Origin of the sequence: Thalassotalea psychrophila (assembly GCF_031583595.1) — a bacterium.
GTDB classification, from domain to species: Bacteria; Pseudomonadota; Gammaproteobacteria; order Enterobacterales; family Alteromonadaceae; genus Thalassotalea_A; species Thalassotalea_A psychrophila.
Window position 1 is genome coordinate 2850071 of record NZ_CP134145.1, and the last position, 24827, is coordinate 2874897.

Here is a 24827-nt window from a genome sequence, read left to right on the forward strand (position 1 = left end):
CATTTTATAGGATTTTTTTTGAATACAGCCAATACCGACTCTCGAATCAATACCAACAACGCCACTATATTAATTGCTGATGACGATGAAGATATTCGTTTGGCCCTAGACTTATTACTTAGCGCCAATGGTTATAAAATAATTGAAGCCAGCGATGCTAAGCAAGTGGTGTTGCAAACTCAACGACAAAAGCCCGACTTGGTGTTGCTTGATATGAACTTTAGCCGTGACACTACCAGTGGCCAAGAAGGCCTGGACATTCTCAAACAGCTGCAACAAAGTAATATCCCAACAATATTAATGACTGCCTGGGGCAGCATAGAGTTAGCAGTTAAAGGCCTACAACAAGGGGCTTGCGACTTTATTGAGAAACCGTGGAACAAAGCTAAGTTATTAAACAGCATTAGCCAACAATTAAGCCATAACCGACTTAAACAAGAGCACCAAGGTTATCGTCAACTCCTTAGCAGCAAACAAAGCGAGAATTCAAACAGTAAAAATTGGATAGCTGGCTCAGCGGCAATGCAAGCTATTGAGCAATTAGTAATGCAAATAGCACCTACCGATGCCAACGTGCTTATTTTAGGTGAAAATGGCAGCGGAAAATCGCTATTAGCCGAGCGCATTCATCAATTATCAAACCGACAAGATAATCCATTTATCGCAGTAAACATGGCAGCTATTCCTGAAAGTTTATTTGAGAGTGAGTTATTTGGTCATCAAAAAGGCGCATTTACCGATGCTAAACAACATAGAGTTGGCCGATTTCAATTAGCCGAGCAAGGCACTTTATTTCTTGATGAAATTGGATCAATGCCGCTTAATTTGCAACCCAAACTGTTAAGAGTGCTTGAAACTGGTCAATATGAAATTTTAGGCTCTAGTCAAACAGAGCAAGCCAACATTCGACTAATTAGCGCCACTAATGCCAACTTAAACCAATTACTTAAAGACGGTGAATTTCGCCAAGACTTACTGTATCGATTGAACACTTTAGTGATCACTATGCCAGCACTTCGTGAGCGCTTAGATGACATGCAGCCGTTAAGTGAAAATTTTATCCAACACTTTAGCCAAAAATATCAAAAAGCTAACTTAACGCTTAGCGGTGTAGCATTAGAAAAGCTAAAACAACATAGCTGGCCAGGCAATATTAGAGAGCTAAGCCATGTAATTGAACGCGCTGTACTGTTAGCTACAACCACAGAAATAGGCGTACAACAATTACTGCTTGATGCTACCGATACCGCAAGCAATGAAGTAACACTGCAACCCCTTGACCAAGCTGAACAGCAGCTTATCAAGAAGGCAATGCAAGTAACCAATGGTCAAGTAATCGAAGCGGCCAAAATACTCGACATATCTCGAAATGCGCTATACCGGCGCTTAGATAAGTATCATATTTGCTATGAGTGATGGTTATGAGAAACAGTTATGAGTCATGAAAAATGGCTAAAAATAGGCCTGAGCGTAACTGTGATCGTTATTATGTCGCTTATTGCGGCATTAACCATTAGTTTAAACTGGAGTGTATTGGCAACTTGCTCCATTTTATTTGTACTAATGCACCCGCTTGTTTGGTTAGCATGGCGCTGTTATTGGCTGTGGTGTCAAAACATCATGCAACTTACTACCTATTCGCAAATGCTAAAAGAAGGTGAACAAAACTTACATTTAAAAAGCTCTCACCATGATAATTTGCTTACCGAATTACAAAATGAAATTGAAGGTCTTGCCGCAGTAAAATCATCGCAAAATACACAATCGTCAAGCTTGTCACATTTACTCGGTGGCATGCTGGATTCTTGGCCGGTGCCAGTTTGTTTGTTTGATCAGCAGCTTAAATTAACCTATCGCAATAATGCCATGAACGAACAACTGCAACAGCCTATGTTAATAGGTAGTGTGGCAACCGAATTGGGCTTTACCCTAGAAGATGGACAGCTAGGCCACCCCAAATTTTCCGATAACTGGCAATGTCAAAGCATCAATTACTCACACCACAATGAAAAACATTGGTTATTTTCAGCGCTAGATATTTCGCAACAATTGCACAAAAACCAAACTACAACACAACAAAACCTTATTAGAGTACTAGGTCATGAGTTACGTAACTCACTAACGCCGATGACATCAATGACTGACACGTTGCTAAGCAGTGATGACTTCGATGAGCAACGCATCCGTTTAGTACTTACAAGAATACATCAACGCAGCGAACGATTACTCTCCTTTGTGGGGCAATACAGCAAACTGGCCCAATTGCCGCCACCGAAATTAAAATGGTTTAATTTATCTGATGTCCTCGCAGAAGCCAGCGCGATGATAGACGAGAGTATTTGCGAAATAGACTTTAAAGGCAATGAGCAATGCTTTGGTGATGTTGAACAAATAGCCCAGGTAATGATTAATTTATTAAAAAACTCGCAAGAAGCGTGCGAACAAGCTATTACTAAAGTTAACTTCAAAGCATATTATAACCAGCAAGAACAAGTACTTGAATTAACAGACAATGGACCAGGATTTGCTAATTTAAGTAATGTATTAACGCCATTTTATACCACCAAAAAACATGGCTCAGGCATTGGTTTATCGTTATGTGCCGAAATTATTCGTAACCATGGTGGCAAATTAAGTGTCGATAACCAAGACAACGGAGGCGCAAAAATCACAATGTGCTGGCCACTAATTGAGTCTAATACAGACATTCGACACGCATAACGGATTACGAATAACGGATTACGAATTGCGAATTGCGAATTTCGAATTTCGAATTCATGAATTGTGAATGGCATTCCCTGAATAACGAATAACGAATAACGAATACCATTCCCTGAATTTATTTCAGGGTCCACTTTACCATTCCCTGAATTTATTTCAGGGTCTATAGGGCTAAAAACAAGGACAAAAACACAATGTCTAATAATAACGATACAGATGATTTTAAAAAGTACATTTGGATAGATAAAACCAAAGGCGTTATTGATATTTCAGTAGAAATTGTAGAGTGGTTGGGGCCGCATGAGCCTAAGTTAGAATATAGCGTTGTAAAAAAATTGCCATTAAACACCAGCGATGAACAACTTGAACAAGAGCTTATAAACCTGATCAACGACAACCGATACTTTGCCCGTTGCGCAGAGTGCAACAAAGCAGAGTTACGTGGCCATATGCACGATCAATACATATGTCATACTTGTGCTGAAACTAATCATGGTGTTGTTCATTAATCAATTCCAACACAAGCACTATGCACTAATTACGGAGCCATACTTAATCGACTTCATGACTGGTTAAGAAAGTAGATTTATTTAACGCCGCATAAAAGTCTTGATAAGGTGTGGGATCTTCAATCGATTGTAGATTGTAATGAGCATTAGCTCGCACTAATAACTGGTGCTCGCCCCGCTCTCTGATAGTAATAGTCATTCGAATTGAATAACGATTAAGTTTAGTTGCCGACACCACGCCAAATTCAACATCTGCTTTGTCGATAATAAACTCCAAATCTTGCAATGTTGCAATAACCGAGCGCAGTAATAGTACCTTGTCAGTAGTATCATAAGCTCTAGTTTGATAACTGCGCACTTCAACCTGAGTAGAGTTCATCGCAAACGCGTCTTTAGGTGTTCTACTTCCGCTACAGCTGGTTACTAAAAACAAAATAGAAATTAATAAAGCTGCTTTATTTATGTTTGTTAAAATATTCATATGTTGTTTGCCTCCAAAAATACCGCTTTAGACAGTTTTGTAAAAAATGCATCATAAAGCTCAGGATCTTTTACTGACTGCACACGAGATAATTTGCCTCGATCATTCCAAATTAGCCTCTGAATGGTTATTCTGGCTAGTGATGACTTATCGTCAGATAAATCGCTGTTTATCACCAAGCAAACTCTAATTTTTTGCTTATCATCAACAGGTGATGTCGCGCCGGTAAATATTGCCAATAAAATGGCCCCTGCAATCTGGCCACTATCTTTAGCATCTATTACCTTTGATGCCGACAATACCCCTAACACCGAATTTGATTCATCCAACGAATATCCCAAATCTTGTAATACACTGGCACTGGCAACTAATAAATCGGTACGTTGCACTGTGGTAAATTGTCGGGTTTGCATTTGCTTATCTTCTAATGATGTAAGCGATAACTTGAAGGCATCTGTAGGTGGGGTGCTATTACTTGTACAACCACTTATTGTAACCACCATTATCATTATTAATACGTTTTTAGTTAACATGATATTTCCTTAACGCCTAAAAGCGTGACGTGTGGTAAGCAAAATCTCTAATAAGACCTTCGTCATCAAATTTAAGTATTATTGTTAAGGTTTTTTGTGACTTAGAAGAAGCTCCCGCTTGTTTATTGTAACTACCGCCCACGCCGCCAAGTACGTCACTACCAAATCCTAGAATAAGTGATGAAACGCCGCCGCTACTACTCGAATGAACAAACTCTGTAGAAATTTTGTCGTAAATCCATACTTCATTTCTGTTTTCATCGGTAGATACAATATTGGGAGAGCCTAAAATTGCCGCAACTTCGCCACCTGACATACCTATATTGATTTCTTTCTGCACAACACCAACGGTAAGCTTGTCAGCAGAGTCATCAGCAATTTCTTGACGGTGTTCTTGCGCGGTCATACAGCCAGAAAGTGCGATAAGCAGCAATGCTGGTAAAGTTAATTTGGAAAAAGTGTTCATTACAACCTCCATACATTTATCTAATTAACATCATTAATGTATGGTGCAGGTAGTATGCCAATCCACGCTTACCTGTAAGTTATTGTTTTGTTGATTAAAATAATAAGATAAGAATTTCACCTGCAGATTTTAAAGTACATAAATCCTTTAAGTACATACAAAAATGCCCGTTAGGGCAGAGGAAGTAATTCACAATGAGATACTGAAACAAGTTCAGCAAGTAATCAGACTGGCTCAGCAAGTGGTGGTGATAATTTAATTATCACCATAAATACCCAGAGATACTTTGCGCTCAGCTTTGGTTAACTCATCTATATATGCCTGAAACTCAGGTAAAAATATCGCACGCCTCTCTTTCCAATATAAACGCCAACCTGGTTGATCTTTTATCACCACTACAGCTTCTGCAATTGAGTCTTTCATCTTGGCGTCAAGAGTTCCCTCACTAGCTAAATAGAAGTTATTTTGAAATATAAGAAGAATGGCATGTAAGTTCATAACAGCTTGAAAGCGCTGCTCTTTGGTTAACGCTTCTGGCTGCATAACAAAGTTGCGAAATAACGTACTGTTTTCAGCACTACCGCCCAAAGCAATATACCATTGTGCCGTTGCTGTACTGGCAGAAATAGCAGAGTCAGCGCGCGTTGCTTTGGTATTTTCTTGCAGTTGTACGCCAACAAAAATAAGTGACAATACAATAGCCACAGCACTTATAATTTCAGCAATACTAGAATAATCAGATAACTTTTCATTCATTGGTAAAACGCCGTTAGGAGCAATAACGTTTCAGTATAGACTAAGAGCAATAGTTACTTTTGAGAGAGGCGATCGAGTTTAGTTTTTTGGAACCAACAACAAGCGGATATTTGTTCATAACCCGCATAAAACGAGCAATATACTGGCATTGGTTTTTAGGGGGTAACCATTCATCTAACCCTTTAGCGCCTTTGCTTCGGTTTAAACCTGCTTCAACACTAAGTAAATTGGCAGGATCGTTAGCAAATGTCACACGTTGTTCATAACTCCAAGTACTTGCACCATGATCCCAAGCCCATTTAAGCGGTACAACATGGTCTATATCGATAGATGAGGCTTTATAGATAGTTTCGCCTGTGAACGGCGATATCCACTTACCAGAGCGCACAGAGCACTCCCGTGAATCTTTAAAGTGAACCGGGGCAACAGATTGCGCCACAAGCACTTCCATACGTGAGTTTTGACAATCTCTGTCAACATCACTCCAACCACTACCAAACTGACTGCGATTATAATGTTGAAGATGTAACTCTGGAGAATTTACTGCATCACCTTTAGCAATGCTTTTATCAACAAAGCCTTTAGGTAAGCGCCCGCCTGAATTTATGCAAGACTCTAACGAATCAAAAGCAGTGAAATCCTTGGTGCGGTTATAATAAGAACTTTCTTGTGAGTGACAAATACCCGATTTAGATTTTTTAACCAAACCTGAAGCAGCATGCACATCAAAAAAAATACTTACTGCAATTAAGCAGACAACAAAGTAGTTTTTCAGCATATCGGTAAAACAATTTCTCTTTAAAGTAATGCATTCATTTCTATGCATTAACTACAACTTCAAACCAGCCTAGCCATTCCTGCGCCAGCCGTCACTCCTGCGAACGACTCCAAGGATGGAAGAGGTAGAGCGAAGCACTAGTGCTTGGATGCTTGTAGTTAGAATAACGCAGGAGCAGTGATCGAGGATGCCCGAGCCGAGGCTGGAATCCACACGTAAGCCGTCATTCCTGCGAAGGCAGGAATCCACACGTAAACCGTCATTCCTGCGAAGGCAGGAATCCATTCTTTTTGGGTACTTATAGATATATTAAACGAATTTAACTAACGAAGTTGAATTAGTTTGTTAACCAATACTTCTCAGGATGAATAACAAAGAGATGCTAAAACAAGTTCAGCAGTTAATTGGATTGATTAAATAAGTGTTGGATAGAGTCACCATTCTTACTTTACCTCCCTGAATTTATTTCAGAGTCCATCGGCTACATCGAGATAGTTAAACTAAAGGGCCTATTGATTTTTGATCAACAAACCCAAGTATTTAAACGTTAAGAGAATAGTTTTAAGCGACTGATTTACCTCCTTTCGGGGTAAATAAATCGGCAGTATTAAAGTTTTCATCTATCTCTATATCTGCCACTTTACTCACTAAATTAGTAAAGGTTTTTAAGGATATCCCCATCGTTAAATCAATAAATTGTGAACGACTATAACCTTGTTCAAAAAAATCGCTAAGCAATGCTGACGGAACATCGCCACGTGTGGCAACCATGCTTTGGCATAACAAATACAGCGCTGATAGTTTTTTATTCTCAATGCCCGTACCAGATAAAATGCCCACTACAACGCTATGATTAATACCTTGCAGCTTGGCAAAGTAACTATGTCCGGCAAGACAGTAATTGCATTCATTTACCTTTGACGTAGTCAGCTGAATAATTTCACGCTCAGTTGGCGTAAAACTTGAATTTTCAAACGCTTTAGATAGAGTAAAAAACACATAAAGCATACTTGTTGAATGGGCAATATACGAAAATAAATTAGGCACAAAACCAAGGTGCCCACGCACAAGGTTAAATTCATGTTTAACGTCATCGCTAAGCTGTTCAAAGCGTACGGCATTAATGATACTTGTATCGGTTTTGTTCGTGCTGTTACTTACACTTGTGTTTGTGTTGATGATGTTCATAGTATTCTCCAGATGAGTTAGTTTAATCATTAACTTAGCAACCATGCTGAAACCAAAAGCTTTATCACTAAGCGTTATTTCACTATAAAACTTAAGTACCAATAATAAGACTGAACAATGTGTAGTAAGCCACTACAGATGTTGTAGTAAACAACTATACTTTTAGGCAAACACACAGCAAAGAAGAGTAATTGAAGGTTTTATGGAATATGGACAATTTTGCCCCATAGCTAAAGCAACCGAAATTATTGGTGAAAAATGGACAATTTTAATCATTAGAGAGCTGTTAATGGGTGGAAATCGTTTTAGTGAATTACAGCGTGGTTTAAGTTTAATATCGCCAACCTTACTCACCAAACGACTTAATAGCTTAGAGCTACAAGGGCTATTGATTAAAAAGCGAGTTAGTGGCCAAAAGGGTTATCAATACTTCCCGACCAATGCTTGTAAGCAACTTTTACCAATTATTAAGTCATTAGGCGATTGGGGCATGTGCTGGGCTAGAAATAACCTCAGCGAAAAAGACTACGACGTAGAATTACTCATGGTGTACCTAAAACGCTCTATTGTATTAGATAAACTGTGTGGTGATGAAACCGTGCTCAAATTTCACTTTCAAGATATTGAACAGACCCCAAACTGGTGGCTTGTTGCGCAACAGGACAACGTTGATTTATGTGTTAAAGACCCAGGCAAAGAAGTTGATGTATACTTTACCACTAAAGTAAAAACCATGGCTGATATTTGGATGGGTGACACCACCTACAAAAAAGCGATCAAAACAAAGCAATTAACCCTAATTGGCCATAAAGCATTAACTCAAAACGTAAGCCAGTGGATGAGCAATAGCATGTTTACTGATATACCACCCGCTAAAGAAATTTAGAAAAAAATCCTGTAAATTTAACTTTATATTTTAATCATCAATTAGCGAGACTAATACAATGTCATACGATAAGTCAGTATCTGATCATTACATGCACGGTAACTTACTTAACGCCATTAAAGCAGCTCTTCCGGCATTGGGTAAAACCACAAAAACAATAACCGTTGAAGATTTGGCACCGGTAGATGAGTTTCATATTGGCGGCCGCATAGCAACCGATCACTTGCTTGAACAACTGCACTTTAATACACAACAGCATATCCTTGATGTGGGTTGTGGCCTGGGCGGCGCTGCAAGGTATGTCGCAAACCAATATAAAACTAAAGTAAGCGGAATTGATTTAACTGCCGAATACATTGAAACCGGCGAAGAGCTATGTAATTGGTTAAACCTTTCAAGCGTTAACTTGATACAAGGCAGTGCCCTAGATTTACCTTTTACCGAGAATACCTTTGATGGCGCCTACATGTTGCATGTGGGCATGAACATAGAAGACAAAGCATTATTGTTTAATCAAATTTATAAGGTATTAAAACCAGGTACAAGCTTTGGTGTTTACGACATTATGCGCCAAAAAGATGGCGAGCTAACCTACCCGGTGCCATGGGCAACAACAAACAGCACCAGTAAATTGGCAACACCAGAGCAATACCAAAAAGCCTTAACCAATGCCGGCTTTACTATTAAAACCATAAACAACCGACATGAATTTGCCATACAATTTTTTCAACAATTAAAAGCAAAAATAGAAGCAGATGGCGGCCCACCACCATTAGGCCTGCATACCTTGATGCAACAAAGCGCAGCAGGTAAAGTAAAAAACATGATTGAAAATATTGGTAATAATTTAATAGCCCCGGTAGAAATTATTGCTGAAAAACCTTAAACATTAACCACAGCAAAACAAGCTCAGCTTGTAATGTAGGCATAGCTTACGTTAATAAAGCTCTGCAATATATGAAAGTGTTTCAGGGTGGGCCTTAATAAGTTTAAGTAAGGTTATGGCTTGCTCATTGGGTTTGCATCTGCCTTGCTCCCAATTTTCTAAAGTACGAGTAGACGTACGTAAATATCTAGAGAATACTCCACGAGACATATTGAATTGTTCGCGTATATTTAAAATTTCTACTGGAGAGAGGTCAATTGCAGCAGACTCTTTAATCGAGTGAGTCTTTAATGTTACCTTGCCCTTGTCATAATTATGAGCTTCGGTTACTGCTTCATTAAGCTCAGAAAACAAATTACGTTTGCTCATTTAGCCATAACTCCATTAATTGTTTAAGTTGCTGCTTCTCTTTATTGGTTAAATCTGTCACTTCATTTTTTGCATATAAGGTTAGTAGGTAAAATTGGTTATTTTTATCAAAGTAATAATAAATAACACGTATCCCACTTCTTTTTCCCTTACCTTTAGCTGCAAAACGGATTTTTCTTAAACCGCCAGTCCCTTTTATTAAATCACCTTTATATGGATTATTAAGTAACTCAACTTGTAATACACGATATTGATCATCTAACAGATAATCCATTCTGTATTTTTCAAATATACTTGATCAACAAATAAATCGTCCATACATTAAGTGTACGCGCATAACGTACATTAGACAAAGTTTTATTCAAGGGACTACCTTTACCACTCCCTGAAAATAAACAACACTCCCTGAATTTATTTCAGGGTCCAAGTGAAGAATTAATAAAGAAATATCAACCCTTGCTCAATATGTTCATACAGGTAGAAACAACCACTAAGATTAGCAATAATCACTAACAATAATTCAATTCGAAATGATAATTTTTTAGATTTATGGCGAAGCTTTTGCTGAGCAATAACCGCCCCAGGCCAGCCGCCCATCAACGCAAACAAATGCAGCAGCCCTTCTGATGTACGCCAAGCCCCTACCTTTGCCTTACGCTTGTCATAATCGTAGGCAAAATACGTAACTAGGCTCATCAGCATATAAACCAGTACCAATTGCCAAATAATGTTTCCTACCAACCATAAACCAAGCAGCGCAATTAAAAACAGATAAGCACATAGCAGTGCCAAGTTGTTTTGTTTTTTTACAGCAGTTTTTCTGCTTACATCGCCAGCACGAGTGGCGCGCAGCGCACAAGGTCGGCCTTTGTTATTTTTGTTAAGTTCGAACGTGATCACTTGCCCAACGCTAGGGCGAACGCTACGGTTAGTAAAGTCTTTAATATGAATAAAAACGTCTTTGCCACCTTGCATTGGTGAGATAAAACCAAAGCCTTTATCATCGTTCCACGTTGTGAGTTTTCCTTTGCCGCGCATCACTATTCCTTTTAATTTTTTCTTATAGCAAGCAGATAGTTAATCTACTTGCTATTAAACTTAAATATAAGCTGTTTTTACATTAAAATTAATCACCAATAGTTAACTTCACTGTTATGATTAATATAATTCTGTTCACCAATTTTTAAGTGTCATTATTAATGAATAACACACCACTGAATATTTTAAACAACGTGTTCGGCTATAGCCAATTTCGCCATCAGCAAGCGCAAATTATTGATGACGTATTAGCCGGTAATGACGTATTTAACTTAATGCCAACCGGTGGTGGTAAATCACTGTGTTATCAAATCCCGTCATTGGTATTAAACGGCGTTGGTATTGTGGTGTCACCACTTATCGCCCTGATGCAAGACCAAGTTAATGCGTTAACGTTACTCGGCATTAAGGCTGCATTTTTAAATTCTACACAAGACTATGCCACGCAACAAACCATTGAACAGCAACTTATTAATAACGACATTGATATTTTATATGTCGCGCCCGAACGCTTGCTAATGGAGAAAACCTTATCGCTGCTGGAGCGTATTAATATTGCGCTTTTCGCCATTGATGAAGCGCACTGTGTATCGCAATGGGGCCATGATTTCAGACCTGAATACCAACAACTGAGCCTATTGCGCCAGCGTTTCCCCAATGTTGCCACTATTGCTTTAACCGCCACCGCCGATGAACGCACCAGAGAAGAAATCATTAACGTACTGGGCTTAACCAATGCCCAAAAATTTGTGCACAGTTTCGATCGGCCAAACATTCAATATCGCATTCATCAAAATAGTGTTGGCAAAGAAGGCTTATTAAGGTTTATTAATGACGAACACCCTAATGATTGCGGCATTGTTTATTGTTTATCTAGAAAATCGGTTGAATCAACCGCCGCGTGGTTAGCCAGTAAAGGCAAAAATGCACTGCCCTATCATGCAAAATTACCCACTACGGTAAAAGAAGATCACCTAAACCGTTTTTTACGTGAAGACAACGTAATTATTGTCGCCACCATTGCCTTTGGCATGGGCATAGATAAACCAAACGTGCGCTTTGTTGCCCATTTAAACCTGCCCAAAAACATTGAAGCTTATTATCAAGAAACTGGCCGAGCCGGCAGAGATGGCTTACCGAGCACTGCCTGGATGTCGTATCGCATGCAAGATGTAATTCAACTTAGGCAAATGACAGAAAGCAGCCAAGGCAGTGAACTATTTAAACAAGTTACCCAACGTAAATTAAACGCCTTACTTGGTTACTGTGAAGTGAGTGATTGTCGAAGAAAAGCGATACTAAATTATTTCTCAGAAGACTATAGCGCCCCCTGCGGAAACTGTGACAACTGCTTAAACCCGCCAAAAACCTTTGATGGTACCTTAGCCGCTAAAAAAGCGTTATCAACGGTGTACCGCAGTGAGCAAAGTTTTGGCGCACTGCACCAAGTAGATATATTACTTGGTAAAACAAACGAGAAAATAACACGTTTTAATCATCAAAATTTATCAGTTTTTGGCATTGGCAAAGAACACACCGACAAAGAATGGCAAGGCGTATTCAGACAACTGGTTGCTATGGGCTACTTAGGTGTAGATCTGCAATACGGCGCATTAAAGCTCACCGAAAAATCGCGCGATATATTACAAGATAAAACCCAGATTCAATTTAGAGAAATTCCTAAAACCGTAAAACAACCAAAAACTAAAAAAGCGCCAAAACAACACATAGACCTTTCAACATCAGACAACCTGGTATTTGAACAATTACGCGATTTAAGAACAACCTGGGCCAAAGAAAAAGGCGTGCCCGCCTACGTTATTTTCCACGACGCAACCCTAAAAGCACTGGCCCAGAAAAAACCAACAACCATGGACGAGCTTAAAGACATTAGCGGAATAGGCTGCGCCAAAGCAGAGCGATATGGCGCTGAGGTGGTTAAAGTTATTAAAGGACTCTAGTGAGTCTACAATCAATATTACTTATAATGATGTAAATGATGAATACTATGAGTACGACATCAGTGACAAAAGAAAAGCACTAACCACCATGATAGAGCAAACAGTAACCATACTCATCGGCCCGCCTGGTTGTGGTAAAAGCAGCTATGTAAAAAAGCACAAACACAAATTCGACTTCATTATGAACTCAGATAATATCGTGATGAAGCTTTGCCGTGAAAATAACATGCAATATCATGAATTCTTCGAACTACCCACTGCTCACAAATTAAGAAAATCTCATCAACAAAAGTTCAATTACGCCATAAAGCTATCAAAGCAATACAACAACATTGTCTGGGATTTAACCAACCTCACAATAAAAGCTAGACAACGTATCAGAAACCACTACCCGAGTGCATCATTTGAATATGTAGAATTTTACTGGCAAGACGATGTAGATGCGTTGTTTGAAATTAACAAACAACGCTATCAACAAATTGGTAAGTTTATTGAAGAAAGAGCTTTAACTGAGATGATAGATAATTATCAGCCCTTTAATGTTGCTGAATTAAGTTAACTTTACCAATACATCTTCTTACAGTCTCTAATAACATAAATTGATGCACTGGCGAAATAATCACCACAAAAGTTTAAATATAAACTTCAAAATTCGAAATGGGACTATAACCATCATAGCCATAACAAGAATTGGAAAAGTGAATGGTAAAAAGACTAAAAACCAAAACATAGCAGAAGAGTTGCCCTCTGCATGGTTTTGGTTTGAATTGAATGCACCAAGTAGTGCGGCAATACCAGCAAACTCTAAGAAGCCTAAGCCTTCTTCAACACCAGTTTCATGATAATCGAACTCGTCAAAACTATCTTCATAGTAATAGTCTTCATTTTGGAATTCGTCACCCTGAAACTGTTCAAAGTCGTGTTCGTTATTGTTGCTGTGGTAGCTCAAACTAACAGGCTTTTAATTTAGCTTTAACTAATAAAGATACACAACCTTTAGCAATAAAGAATATTGCTAAAGGCAATGAAAGAATAACCATTGCAGGTAGAAATTTTGCTGACCAAGGGTTTGTTTGATTCATGTATTGTTTTGGAAAAATCATAATGTTGCTTTTAAAAAAGTTGTTGTTTGTTAATTGCTATCTATTTTATCTAAAGTACACAAACTGTTCTGTTTACATTTGTTACCGGTGTATTTTAAATAATTGAGCTAAATCCTTTATTTACATGGGTTGTTAAAGGTTCTGAATAGTAAATGAATAGAATTAACAAGTTTATAACAACAAACTATTGCAGTGTTTTACATTTGGTTAACGGAATATTTTCTGGTCGGATGTATAATTAAACACAGTTAACTTTTCATAGTTTTCCTCCCTGAAATGCTTTGCCACCTCATTATTGCAGGTGGCTTTTTTTTTGCCTGAAATTTAAGAGCTGGATTCCCGAACAAGCCGGGAATGACGAATAGTATGGTTTTTTTATCTGAAATTTAAGAGCTGGATTCCGTAACAAGTACGGAAAGACGGTCGATAAGATAAATGCTTTTTCCTCCTCATTATTGCAGGTGGCTTTTATATTCTGCTAATTATGCATTCCTAAACACGCAGGGAAATGCGATGTACTCGCTTAAAAGCATTTCTAATTTTTTCTACTATATTTAATTGGTTTGAACATAAAAAAGGCAGTTTTCTTTTTTGAAGAAGAAGCGCTTTTTGTTCCAATTTAATAACGATAAGGACATTTTATGAAAAAGTTTTTACTTTTAATTCTTCCGCTTATGGGAATGATTCTGTTAAGTGGTTGTAATGTTAGTGGCGATAAAGTAGCAAGTACTTCTGCTGCAGTGCAAGCACCACCATTAATTGAACGTGATGTATTGTTTGGTAACCCCAGTCGTACTCAGGGGCGTGTTAGTCCTGATGGCATGCAAATGAGTTTTCGTGCTCCATTAAATGGGGTAATGAATTTATGGATAGGTAATAAAGGCGAATTTGACAGCGTTCGTGCTATTACCAAAGATAACGGTCGCGGCATTCCCAGCCACTTTTGGACACTCGACAGTAAACATGTTTTATATATCCAAGATCAAAATGGTGATGAAAACTGGCACTTGTACGCAGTAGAGTTAGCAACGGGCAAAATAAAAGATTTATCCCCTTATGATGGCACAATGGCACAAATGATCAGACAAAGTGAATCAAGGCCTGGAGTGGTTATTGTTGGAATGAATGACAGAGATCCCAAATGGCACGATGTATACAGCGTAGACTTATCTACAGGTAGCAGAACCTTGTTGGTCGAAAATACCGGCTTTGCAGAAATTTTGGTAGACAATGATCTACAGGTAAGGCTAGCAAGTAAAACCTTGGCCAATGGTGACTTGCAAGTATTCACCAGAGTTGAAAATGACTGGCAAGAGCTTTTTATCACCCCATTTGAAGATATGCTTACCAGTGCTATTTTAGGTTTTGATAAAAGTAATACTGGTATTTATCTCCTTGACAGTAAAAATAGAAATACCGCAGCTTTAACACACCTTTCACTGACAGATAATAAATTAACGACTTTGGTAACATCAGATGATGTTGATGTCTCTAGCGTATTATTTGCTCCCGTCTCTCATAAGCCTTTCGCTTATGCACTGGATTTGATTAAACCTGAATGGCATGCAATCGATGACGCCTACAAAGGCGATATTGATAAACTTAACCAGCAATTAAATGGTGGTTCACAAGTTTTGGCACAATCTTTAGATAATAACTACTGGACTGTATATACCGATGAAAGCGACAGCTCACCAGTATATAAAGTGTATGACAGAGCAACAGGACAACTAGACGATTTATTCGTTACTAACCCGAAATTAAAAGGTGTTACGTTGGCAAAAATGCATGGCGTAATAATTAAATCTCGCGATAACAAACAACTTATCTCTTATTTAACCTTGCCAGTTGAAAGCGATCCTGATGGCGATGGCAAACCAAGTACGGCCGTGCCTATGGTATTACTTGTACATGGAGGCCCTTGGGCAAGAGATGTATACGGTTACTCACCCACAGTGCAATGGTTGGCAAACAGGGGCTATGCGGTATTGCAAGTTAATTTCCGCTCTTCTACTGGCTTTGGTAAAGCATTTTTAAATGCAGGTAACAAGCAATGGGGTAAAGCCATGCATACCGACTTACTTGATGCTAAAGCATGGGCAGTAGCAGAAGGTATAACGAACGCAGATCAAGTTGCTATCATGGGAGGCAGTTATGGTGGTTATGCTACGTTAGCTGGTCTTACTTTCACCCCTGATGAATTTACTTGCGGGGTTGATATAGTTGGACCATCTAACCTTCAAACCTTGCTTTCATCTATCCCACCCTACTGGGAAAGCTTCAGGCAAGTATTTACCAATGCTATTGGCGATCCAACAACTGAAGAGGGAGAAAAACTTTTAAAAGAGAGTTCTCCCCTTACCTATGTTGACAACATAAAAAAACCCCTGCTAATTGCCCAGGGAGCAAATGATCCCAGAGTGAAACAGGCGGAGTCGGATCAAATCGTTGAAGCAATGAAGTTACGTGATATTCCGGTTACCTATGTACTGTTTCCTGATGAAGGGCATGGTTTTCAAAAGCCGGAAAATAATCTGGCATTTTTTGCCGTAGCCGAGGCGTTTTTAGCTGAGTGCCAGCACGGCAGAGCGCAACCAGTTGATAATGATTTTGCCAATTCCAGCATACAAATAACTCATGGTTTGGAGTATGTACCTGGTGTGCCAGGCACGGCAAGCAGTAATTAAGCAATTTAAATTGCTATAACTTTTTTATAGCAGTTAATAAACAAAACAGCCAAGCATTGCTTGGCTGTTTTTTAATAATAGCTGGCCCTTAAGACCTGTCTCAAAATATCATTTACTACTTTTCTTGCTGAAAAATATTAGAAGACAAAGTCACTTAATAAAATCTTCCTGTTTTAATATTTTCCCTTGCTACAACAAGCTCCCCAGCAATCGGTGGATAATTTGCTTTAATTAAAGAATATCTATTATTTAAACTTGGCTTATATGATGCTGTTACTTGTTGCTGTTATTTTAGTTTGCTTTATTGGTTACCTAGCTCAAACCACTGGCTTATGCATGGTGCGTGGTGTAAGTGAAAGCATGAAGGGTAATTATGAGTTTTTAATAGCAATACTGCTTAGTGGCGTACTTTCCTGGGTGGCTATTGTTGTATCTAATGTTTATGGCACTCCAATTGACATACCGGCTTATTCTGCAAACTGGTGGTTTGCGTTAGGTGGTATTGTTTTTGGCTTAGGTACGGCGTTAAACCAAGGTTGTGGGGTATCGACGCTAAGTAAGCTTTCTAGAGGCGATTTAACCATGTTAATAACCATATTGGGTTGGTTGTTAGGCTGGTCAATTTTGTCTTACTGGCAACCTACTATAGAGCTTATTGAAATATTTCATAATGAGAGAATAGTTACTGGCAGCTTAATTGTATTGTCTGTTGTTATCGTTATTTGGGCAATGCTGGGTGATAGTAAAAGAAAGCGGTTGTGGTTTTCAATGCTAGGTATTGGTTTGCTTGCCGGATTTTTATTTTTATATGAAAGGCACTGGACTCCTAGCGGTTTATTACATCATGTAAGCGATGCCCTACTTCATAACAATAAACAATCTTGGCCAAGTTTAGAGCGCTACTTTTTATTTTTCGCCTTAATTGCGGGAATGTTAATAGCGGCTTGGCACACCAAAAAATTTGAGCTGAAACCGATCAGCATGAAGGCGTTTATAACTCACCTAATTGCAGGCACGTTAATGGGATTAGGCGCTGCATTAGCTATGGGCGGGAATGATTCACAGCTGTTAATATCACTACCAATTTTTTCGCCTGCCGGTTTTGTTGCTGTGTTAGGAATGTTAGTTGGTATACGAACAGGCTTGTTTATTCACAAACTAATGAAAGCTTAATAACGTTTAGTTAACAACAAACTGTTGCAGTGTTTTACATTTGGTTAACAGTTTTATTACTTGCCGAAGGCTATTATAAACCCAGTTAAACTTTTCATAGTTTTCCATCCTGAAATGCTATTTTCGGCCTCTGTTTTTACAGAGGCTTTTTTTTATCTGAAATTTAAGGAGTGGATTCCCGCCTACGCGGGAAAGACGATGGAAGAGTGAAATGCTATTTTTGGCCTCTGTCTTTACAGGGGCTTTTTTCCTGTAGCTTATTGATTCCCGCCCTTTCTTCCTTCCTGAATTTATTTCAGGATCTCGTAAAAATGCAGATTCTGAAACGAGTTCAGTAAGTGGTGTGTGGATACTGAACGAGTTCAGGACGATACTAACGTATCGAGTAAAAAAAACGCTACAGTTTACTTTATTAACAATTAAAATTTACTTAGCATTGTAGTGAGATGTTATTTCTCGTTTAATGTGTTAAAAATTATAACGTTAATCACGCATTAAGGCCTTAGTTGATGAGTCATGAGATAAGTTTAAGTCGGCGTTTAGTAATCATTTTTAGTATTGTATTTGCTGGTGAAATAATTTTTAGCTTACCGTTTCATGTAGCGCGATTTTTTCGCCCAACATTACTCGATGTATTTTCCTTAACGAATACTCAACTTGGCGATATATTTGGCTTGTATGGCATTATGGCAATGTTGGCGTATTTCCCCGGTGGCGCAATTGCCGACAGGTTTTCAGGTCGGCGTTTAATGAGTTTTTCTTTGTTGACTACCGCATTGGGTGGTATCTATTTTGTGCAAATCCCCAGCCCTACAGGGCTTGCTCTGTTGTTTGCCTATTGGGGCGTAACTACCATACTTTTATTTTGGGCATCGATGATAAAGGTTACTCGGCAATGGGGCGGCAAAGCTACCCAAGGTAAAGCGTTTGGTATTCTTGATGGTGGTAGAGGTTTAGTTGCCGCAGGAGTCGCATCTATTGCCGTACTCATGATAACTATGGCGTTCCCAACGAGCAGTGTGGTGATGAATATTAATGAGCAAACAAGTGCGATAAAAACAGTGATCAGCTTTTATTCCTTACTCACGGTATTGGCTGCGGTGCTGATTTGGTTCACTATCCCCAAAGTTAAAACAGAAAACTTAGCTATAAATACCAATTCGATTACAGCGCATAAGCAACGCAATGCTATTGCAGGTATTATCGAGGTGCTCAAACAACCCAAGGTTTGGCTGCAAGCGTTCATTGTTTTAGCTGCTTATTGTGCCTACAAAAGCCTGGATTATTTTGGCCTTTATGCCACTACTGTGCTTGGAATTAATGAACTAGACTCTGCTCGTATGGTGTCTAATGCTTCTTATCTTCGACCTATTGCAGCAATAACTGCCGGCATTATTGCCGATAAGCTACGAGTAGGTAGAGTTATATCTTGGTTCTTTGTATTGCTGTCGGTAAGTTATTTGCTGTTTTCATTGCTGCTACCAAATACTGCAAGTAGCAATTTGATTATTGAGGCGAATTTTTTACTCACGTTTTTATTAGTGTTTGCCATTCGTGGCATTTATTTCGCATTGCTAGAAGAAACCAAACTTTCAGGACAGCTGACCGGAACAGCTGTTGGTATTATCTCTGTGGTTGGTTTTACTCCAGATATTTTCTTTGCACCAATCGCTGGGCGCATTATTGACTCGGCCCCTGGCATTGATGGTTTTAATCAATTATTTATGCTGTTGTTTGGTATATCAGCATCAGGCTTTACGGCAGCATATCTGTTAGCTAAGCGAGTGAAAGAGCAAGTTTAACAAATTTATTACAACAAACTATTGCAGTGTTTTACATTTGGTTAACAGCATTATTACTTAGCGAAGGCTATTATAAACACAGTTAACTTTTCATAGTTTTCCTCCCTGAAATGCAAATTTCTTTGCCATCCTTCTTTGGGTGGCTTTTTTTTACCTGCTGTTTATGGGTCCCGCAACAAGTACGGCAAGACGATGAGCATGTGTAAGAAGACAGTCCAGGGTTGAAAAACGAACGCTTAGGTATTTTGAGTCAGAAGCGTAATGCTGCTGTTGTTATATTATAAAAACAACATGAAGTTAAAGCTGTTTACGCATATAAACAACGACTGGATCAATAAGCCTCACCTCGTCAAAGGGTAAAGTAGCGTTAATAATCAATTGATATTTATCTAAAAGGTAATTTATGTTCGAGTTGTGTTTAAGTGAGTTTAGTCGCGAAACGTTTATGCGTGAGTACTGGCAAAAAAAGCCAGTGGTGATCCGTCAAGGATTTAAAAACTTTGTCGATCCAATTGATGCAAATGAAATAGCTGGCTTAGCAGGTTTGAACGATGTTGAATCACGCATGGTGTATCGCGATGGTGAAACTTGGCAGGCCGAGTTTGGCCCCTTTGATGACTTTCAACGTTTTGGCGATAACGGTTGGTCGTTAATCGTACAAGCGCTTGATCACTGGAGCGAAGAAGCTGCTGAAATGATTGAGCCGTTTCGCTTTATTCCTAATTGGCGCCTTGATGATTTAATGGTGAGCTTTGCTACCCCTGGTGGTGGCGTTGGCCCACATATCGATTTATACGATGTGTTTATTTGCCAAGGCTCTGGTAAACGTAATTGGCGTGTTGGTGATATTGGTAACCATGTAGAATTTGCCGCCCATGATGCGCTATTACATGTAGAGCCTTTTGAACCAATAATTGATACCGAACTATTACCTGGCGATATTTTATATATTCCACCAGGCTTTCCCCACGATGGTGTAACTATTGAAGCATCATTGAGTTTTTCAGTCGGTTTTAGAGCGAACTCTACCGCAAGTATGATTAACGGTTTAGCCGATCATTTAACTGATAAAGAACTAGCGCCAGAGTTACTCAGCGACCCACAGCGTATACTTAGTAGCAATAGTGGTGAAGTTAGCAGTGATGATTTTCAACTCATTAAAAGCCAACTACAACAGCTTATCGATAACGAGTCATTAATGCGTCAATTTGCCGGCAGTTTTTTAAGTCAGGCAAAACATGAACTTGATATTCATTTGAGTGAAGATACATACAGCAATGATGATATTACTGAGTTATTACATTCAAACAAACTTATGCGCCTTGGTGGCTTAAAGGCTTTTTATTTTAGTGATTCAGTTGAGCAAGGACTATTTTACATTAACGGTGAAGAGCAGATCGTAACAGCTGATATTGTCTCGGCAATAAAACTTCTTTGTGACAATGTTTCGGTAACGCCTGAATTAATGACTGGTTTTGCGAATAATGAAAATTTCATTAGCTTTTTAGGTGAACAGCTTGATCTTGGTTATTGGTATTTTGCCGAGTAGGGATGATATTTGTTGATTTAGATCCTGAAACAAGTTCAGGATGACAGTGGTATTGAGGATGACAGTGAGTATTTAGAATGGCAGTAACTACCCATATTGACAATAGGTAGTTGGGTGGTGTTGAATACTCAGCTTATACTGAGTACTCATTTTTGCAGTGGGTGTACAGGTTTACGGCTGCCATTTTCTGGTTTACGTCTTACTTACAAATTAACCGTGTTAAGTACATGTATCAGCAGCATTACCCTCAATGGGTTTAGTACCCTATTACAAACCACTCTTTAAAGTTAGATAGCTGATACTCGATATAATAATATGAGGCTGGCACGCTATTTAACACAGGGCCATCAAACCTTTGCTGTTCAATTTGATTGCCATTGTCATCATAAATATACGAATACCCATAGTTAATGGTGCCGTCACCATTATTATCTGTCTCATCCGTTAGCTCGTTGCCATGTTCATCATAAGTTTTGGTCCAGCTAGAGCTGGGGGTTACAAAATTACCGTTTTGATAATTGGTTTGGCTGATCATATTATTCATCGCGTCATATTGATATACATAGCCATACTCATTGTCACCATCACCATTACTATCTGAATATTGGCTTAATTTGTTACCCTTGTCATCATAGGTAAAAGATACAATTTGATCGTACCCTTCTACCTCTGGAGTATCATCAATATAAGTAAAAATATGATTACCATCTTCATCAAAAATAAAGTCATAAACCCTCTGGGTATTACGTGAATAGTTTGTTTCTACCCGTTGGCTCACTGCACCAAATTGGTTGTATATATAAACTCTTTCAAAATCAATAACATTGATCGCGTTTTCGTCATAATCGGCGTCCCAAACATCTTGGCTTTTAGTCAGTAAACCATTAGTGAATGTGTAAATATATATAGTATCTGCATCGTCATCACCATCATTATCTTGTGATTTTCTGGTCATGTTCCCGTCAGCATCGTACTCATAACTAACTACGTATTCATAAAAGTCATCACCTTCGCTATCTCGTTTATGCTCGACTACAAGACCTTGTTCATTGTAGATATTCTGAGTTTGATAGGTAACATCTTCAGCTGATAAGTTTTGATATGAGAGTTGTTTACCGTGAATATTTCGTTGATAAACACCTTTAGAGTTTAATATTCCATCTTCATAGCTTTCCCAACCTATATGCCGCAAATTGTGATCATAATATTCTATATCACTGCCGCGAGTGCCATCGATTTCTTTATTGTCGGCATCAACTGTAAAGTAGTCCCAAAAAACTTGGCGAGATTCTTGAACATAACTTACCTCATAAATATCGGTTGTTTCATCGCCTGGCTGAAAAGACCAATCTTTAGTTGCGGTGTAAACTTGAGGAGTAATATTCAAAGTGTCATAAAAATTATCAACGGCGACAAAAGCCTCGGGCACAGATGCGTTAACTATAAGCTCTTGATTAAAAGCATCTTGTAAAATTATGCTTAACTTGTTTCCTGAGAATTGATATATATTTTGATAAATATTTAAATCAGTTAATGCCAGTGAATCGTGGATCGCTTCATCTATAACAATACCATTGCTAGCATCCTTATCTTTATCAATGCTATATAATAAAGTAAGCACATTTAGCAGGGCTTTAGTTGCCATAGTCATTTTATTATTATCATAAGCCTTTAAAAACTTACGTGTTTCTAACGCGGTCAGCGGAATAATCGCATCAGCAATTAAATCAAGCGGAGACAGATTCACACCAGCAACTATTTCCTCACCTAATTGAGTTGCACCAATATAAAAACTTATATTATCGCCTTGGCTATAGATGTAACCACCATTTTCATCGGTAACCCCCGCAGCAGAACCAGATTCATACTTAACACCTTGCACACCATTCATAAAAACGCCTTTATTAACGTTCAGGGTAGCCATAGCTTGGGCACAGTTTTCAGGGTTTAAGTTTTCACACACTTGATATGTTAAAGAGTAATTGTCAGCAGGGGTATTCTCGGCAACACTAATTTGAGTACCAACAAGTTGCAACGGTTCATCATTTGATAAAACACTTAAGGTAATGTCATCAATATTTATGGCTGAATTGTTAAGCGTATCATTTGCTAATACGTCAATAATGTTTACATTGGCATAGCCACCATTAATGTTGTCAACAAAATCACTGGTTAATGCTAAAGCTGCACCAACGACTTCAACAATTACCGTACCAGTTTCGCAATTGTCCGGATTGAGATTTTCACACACTTGATAACTTAACTGGTACTCTCCTGCCTTAGTGTTACTGGCAACACTAATTTGACTACCGTCAAGTTGCAACGGTTCATCTTTTGATAAAACACTTAGGGTCACGTCATCAATATTTATGGCTGCATTGTTAATCGTATCATTTGCTAAAACTTCAACAATATTTTCGTTTACATAGCTTCCATTTATATTAGCAATGGAGTCTTGTGTTAATACAATAGAGGCGGCATCTACCTCAACACTTACTATACCTGACGCACAAGTGTCTGGTTCTACAGCTAAACACACTTTATATCCTAAAACATAAGTACCTGCTTTGGTCATTGGTGCAACACTAATAGTACCGTCGCCATTTAATGTTAATGGCTTTTCACTGGCAGTTAAGGTAATGGTAATGTCTTCTAATGAAAGTGCGGCATCATCTAAGGTATCGTTATCAATAACAGGAATATTTGCACGGCCATCTCTGCCTGAAATACCTTTAATATCATCATCGATTACTGCTAATTCATACACTGGTGTTGGAGTAGGAGTTACGTCAACTTCGTCAACTTTACTTGAACCTGAGCCACCACAAGCAGCTAGGCTAAGAATAGACACTGTTAAAAGTAATCTTTTAGCAATTTGTCTTTGAAAATAAGACATATAGATCCCTATTATTATTTTTTTAGGCTAGAATTTGCACATTAACAGTGTGTTAACCAATAAACAACCTACTAAATTTGTGGTTATAACAACAACGTTTCAGGAGATTGAATGGTTTCCCGCCTGCGCGGGAATGACGACTGAGAGTTAGGGATAACGACTGAGAATTGGGAATGACGACTTAGAGTTGGCAGTTAAATTATTATTTTGTATTAACTATATACGATTTTGCTGTTTATTCACCTTTTGCTCATAAGTTCAAAATTGTTCTGATTTTGCTACTTACCCATTAAACGCTTTTATCAGTAAAGCGATACCCGTTACTACCGTCATGATCTCAAAGGCTCTTTTTACCAACGTGTTGCCTTTTTCAATGGCTAAATGAGCCCCAACGTAACCACCAATTAATGATCCTAAAACAAGAGCCGGTAGCCAAGACCATTGAACGTTTTCTAATAGTGCTAAAGTAAAAGCCCCTGTTCCATTCCATAAAATGCCAACCATCACTAAGGTATAAGAAACTGCACGTGCGTAGTTCATACCAAACCAGTGAATAAGCCACATAGTTACAAACAAACCTGTACCCGAGGTTAAAGAGCCGTTAAGGATACCTAAAAGAAATAAACCAAATGCACCAATTAAATAGCCTTTTAATGTTAAGTTTTTTAGGCTGTCATGCATGCCAAGATTGGTTTTAAAGTATGAATAAATACCTAAAGATATGGTTAAGCAACCAAGCGAGAACATCGCAATATGCTCGGGTATATTTAAAATAACGTTCGCGCCAATAATAACGCCTGGAAGTGCACCAACAATCATGATGGTAACAAGCTGCCATTTAAATCCGCCGTGCTTAAGGTGCTTTAATGATGCGCCAACGCCCAATGCCACAGCGGCTATTTTATGGGTGACTAATGCTACACCAAAAGGTAAACCAAGAAAAATTAATACCGGTAACTGTAACAGCCCTGCTCCGCCGCCCGCTAGTGAAGATAAGGTGTTGGCGAGTAAACTAATAATAAAAAGGAACAGATGTTCTAGCATG

Annotated in this window: 24 protein-coding genes; 11 read left to right on the plus strand and 13 right to left on the minus strand. The window is 38.6% G+C overall.

Annotated features, from left to right (window positions below):
• Nucleotides 1-18 precede the first annotated feature (18 nt).
• The 3 genes from RGQ13_RS11630 to RGQ13_RS11640 all read left to right on the plus strand — a co-directional run bounded on the left by RGQ13_RS11630 (nt 19) and on the right by RGQ13_RS11640 (nt 3230).
• On the plus strand, nt 19-1416 hold the full coding sequence (locus tag RGQ13_RS11630; protein WP_348389917.1) for a sigma-54-dependent transcriptional regulator: 1398 nt from the start codon (nt 19-21) through the stop codon (nt 1414-1416).
• An 18-nt stretch (nt 1417-1434) separates the two neighbouring features.
• Nucleotides 1435-2721 (plus strand): sensor histidine kinase, encoded by a 1287-nt coding sequence (locus tag RGQ13_RS11635; RefSeq protein WP_348389918.1) that lies wholly within the window; start codon nt 1435-1437, stop codon nt 2719-2721.
• A gap of 194 nt (nt 2722-2915) precedes the next feature.
• Complete coding sequence (locus tag RGQ13_RS11640; protein WP_348389919.1) at nt 2916-3230, plus strand: hypothetical protein; 315 nt, start codon at nt 2916-2918, stop codon at nt 3228-3230.
• Nucleotides 3231-3273: 43 nt separating this feature from the next.
• Here the strand turns inward: RGQ13_RS11640 and RGQ13_RS11645 are convergent, their stop codons facing one another.
• From RGQ13_RS11645 to RGQ13_RS11670, 6 genes are all read right to left on the minus strand, one after another.
• Nucleotides 3274-3711: a hypothetical protein gene (locus RGQ13_RS11645; protein ID WP_348389920.1), complete on the minus strand. Its 438-nt coding sequence runs from the start codon at nt 3709-3711 to the stop codon at nt 3274-3276.
• On the minus strand, nt 3708-4244 hold the full coding sequence (locus RGQ13_RS11650) for a hypothetical protein (protein WP_348389921.1): 537 nt from the start codon (nt 4242-4244) through the stop codon (nt 3708-3710). Before RGQ13_RS11650 ends, RGQ13_RS11645 begins: the two co-directional genes overlap by 4 nt.
• A 16-nt stretch (nt 4245-4260) precedes the next feature.
• A complete protein-coding gene (locus tag RGQ13_RS11655) occupies nt 4261-4710 on the minus strand; it encodes a hypothetical protein (protein WP_348389922.1) in 450 nt (149 codons plus the stop codon).
• A 255-nt stretch (nt 4711-4965) separates the two neighbouring features.
• Entirely contained in the window at nt 4966-5466 is a 501-nt protein-coding gene (locus RGQ13_RS11660; protein ID WP_348389923.1) for a hypothetical protein, read from the minus strand.
• 40 nt (nt 5467-5506) lie between these two features.
• Nucleotides 5507-6292 carry an HNH endonuclease family protein gene (locus RGQ13_RS11665; RefSeq protein ID WP_348389924.1) on the minus strand — a complete coding sequence of 262 codons (786 nt, stop codon included), beginning with the start codon at nt 6290-6292 and terminating at the stop codon, nt 5507-5509.
• 513 nt (nt 6293-6805) lie between these two features.
• On the minus strand, nt 6806-7432 hold the full coding sequence (locus tag RGQ13_RS11670) for a carboxymuconolactone decarboxylase family protein (protein ID WP_348389925.1): 627 nt from the start codon (nt 7430-7432) through the stop codon (nt 6806-6808).
• A gap of 202 nt (nt 7433-7634) precedes the next feature.
• Here RGQ13_RS11670 and RGQ13_RS11675 point away from each other — a divergent pair, with 202 nt between their 5' ends.
• Together RGQ13_RS11675 and RGQ13_RS11680 are read left to right on the plus strand one after the other, a co-directional pair.
• The gene (locus RGQ13_RS11675; protein ID WP_348389926.1) at nt 7635-8318 is read left to right on the plus strand and encodes a winged helix-turn-helix transcriptional regulator; all 684 of its coding nucleotides are present in this window, start codon (nt 7635-7637) and stop codon (nt 8316-8318) included.
• Between the two features lie 58 nt (nt 8319-8376).
• Nucleotides 8377-9204 (plus strand): class I SAM-dependent methyltransferase, encoded by an 828-nt coding sequence (locus RGQ13_RS11680; protein ID WP_348389927.1) that lies wholly within the window; start codon nt 8377-8379, stop codon nt 9202-9204.
• Between the two features lie 51 nt (nt 9205-9255).
• Here RGQ13_RS11680 and RGQ13_RS11685 read toward each other — a convergent pair whose 3' ends face one another.
• The 3 genes from RGQ13_RS11685 to RGQ13_RS11695 form a co-directional block, all read right to left on the minus strand.
• Nucleotides 9256-9573 carry a helix-turn-helix domain-containing protein gene (locus RGQ13_RS11685; RefSeq protein WP_348389928.1) on the minus strand — a complete coding sequence of 106 codons (318 nt, stop codon included), beginning with the start codon at nt 9571-9573 and terminating at the stop codon, nt 9256-9258.
• Nucleotides 9560-9847: a type II toxin-antitoxin system RelE/ParE family toxin gene (locus RGQ13_RS11690; protein ID WP_348389929.1), complete on the minus strand. Its 288-nt coding sequence runs from the start codon at nt 9845-9847 to the stop codon at nt 9560-9562. The genes RGQ13_RS11685 and RGQ13_RS11690 overlap by 14 nt, the downstream gene beginning before the upstream one ends.
• Before the next feature lie 161 nt (nt 9848-10008).
• Nucleotides 10009-10611, minus strand: coding sequence for a cold shock and DUF1294 domain-containing protein (locus tag RGQ13_RS11695; protein WP_348389930.1), 603 nt, complete (start codon nt 10609-10611; stop codon nt 10009-10011).
• Nucleotides 10612-10772: 161 nt separating this feature from the next.
• Here RGQ13_RS11695 and recQ point away from each other — a divergent pair, with 161 nt between their 5' ends.
• The gene (gene recQ, locus RGQ13_RS11700; RefSeq protein ID WP_348389931.1) at nt 10773-12572 is read left to right on the plus strand and encodes a DNA helicase RecQ; all 1800 of its coding nucleotides are present in this window, start codon (nt 10773-10775) and stop codon (nt 12570-12572) included.
• Nucleotides 12535-13131 carry an AAA family ATPase gene (locus RGQ13_RS11705; RefSeq protein ID WP_348389932.1) on the plus strand — a complete coding sequence of 199 codons (597 nt, stop codon included), beginning with the start codon at nt 12535-12537 and terminating at the stop codon, nt 13129-13131. Before recQ ends, RGQ13_RS11705 begins: the two co-directional genes overlap by 38 nt.
• 60 nt (nt 13132-13191) lie before the next feature.
• Here RGQ13_RS11705 and RGQ13_RS11710 read toward each other — a convergent pair whose 3' ends face one another.
• Both RGQ13_RS11710 and RGQ13_RS11715 read right to left on the minus strand, forming a co-directional pair.
• Nucleotides 13192-13521 (minus strand): hypothetical protein, encoded by a 330-nt coding sequence (locus RGQ13_RS11710; protein WP_348389933.1) that lies wholly within the window; start codon nt 13519-13521, stop codon nt 13192-13194.
• 1 nt (nt 13522) lies between these two features.
• Nucleotides 13523-13675, minus strand: coding sequence for a hypothetical protein (locus tag RGQ13_RS11715; RefSeq protein ID WP_348389934.1), 153 nt, complete (start codon nt 13673-13675; stop codon nt 13523-13525).
• 641 nt (nt 13676-14316) lie between these two features.
• Here RGQ13_RS11715 and RGQ13_RS11720 point away from each other — a divergent pair.
• From RGQ13_RS11720 to RGQ13_RS11735, 4 genes are all read left to right on the plus strand, one after another.
• Entirely contained in the window at nt 14317-16362 is a 2046-nt protein-coding gene (locus tag RGQ13_RS11720) for a S9 family peptidase (RefSeq protein ID WP_348389935.1), read from the plus strand.
• Nucleotides 16363-16626: 264 nt separating this feature from the next.
• Nucleotides 16627-17535 carry a YeeE/YedE thiosulfate transporter family protein gene (locus RGQ13_RS11725; protein ID WP_348389936.1) on the plus strand — a complete coding sequence of 303 codons (909 nt, stop codon included), beginning with the start codon at nt 16627-16629 and terminating at the stop codon, nt 17533-17535.
• Nucleotides 17536-18044: 509 nt separating this feature from the next.
• Nucleotides 18045-19337 (plus strand): MFS transporter, encoded by a 1293-nt coding sequence (locus RGQ13_RS11730; RefSeq protein WP_348389937.1) that lies wholly within the window; start codon nt 18045-18047, stop codon nt 19335-19337.
• 403 nt (nt 19338-19740) lie between these two features.
• Nucleotides 19741-20886, plus strand: a complete 1146-nt coding sequence (locus tag RGQ13_RS11735; protein ID WP_348389938.1) for a cupin domain-containing protein — start codon at nt 19741-19743, stop codon at nt 20884-20886.
• Between the two features lie 256 nt (nt 20887-21142).
• On the opposite strand, the gene RGQ13_RS11740 is transcribed toward RGQ13_RS11735, so the two are convergent.
• Together RGQ13_RS11740 and RGQ13_RS11745 are read right to left on the minus strand one after the other, a co-directional pair.
• Nucleotides 21143-23782 carry an RHS repeat domain-containing protein gene (locus RGQ13_RS11740; RefSeq protein ID WP_348389939.1) on the minus strand — a complete coding sequence of 880 codons (2640 nt, stop codon included), beginning with the start codon at nt 23780-23782 and terminating at the stop codon, nt 21143-21145.
• Nucleotides 23783-24064: 282 nt separating this feature from the next.
• On the minus strand, nt 24065-24826 hold the full coding sequence (locus tag RGQ13_RS11745) for a sulfite exporter TauE/SafE family protein (RefSeq protein ID WP_348389940.1): 762 nt from the start codon (nt 24824-24826) through the stop codon (nt 24065-24067).
• Nucleotide 24827 lies beyond the last annotated feature (1 nt).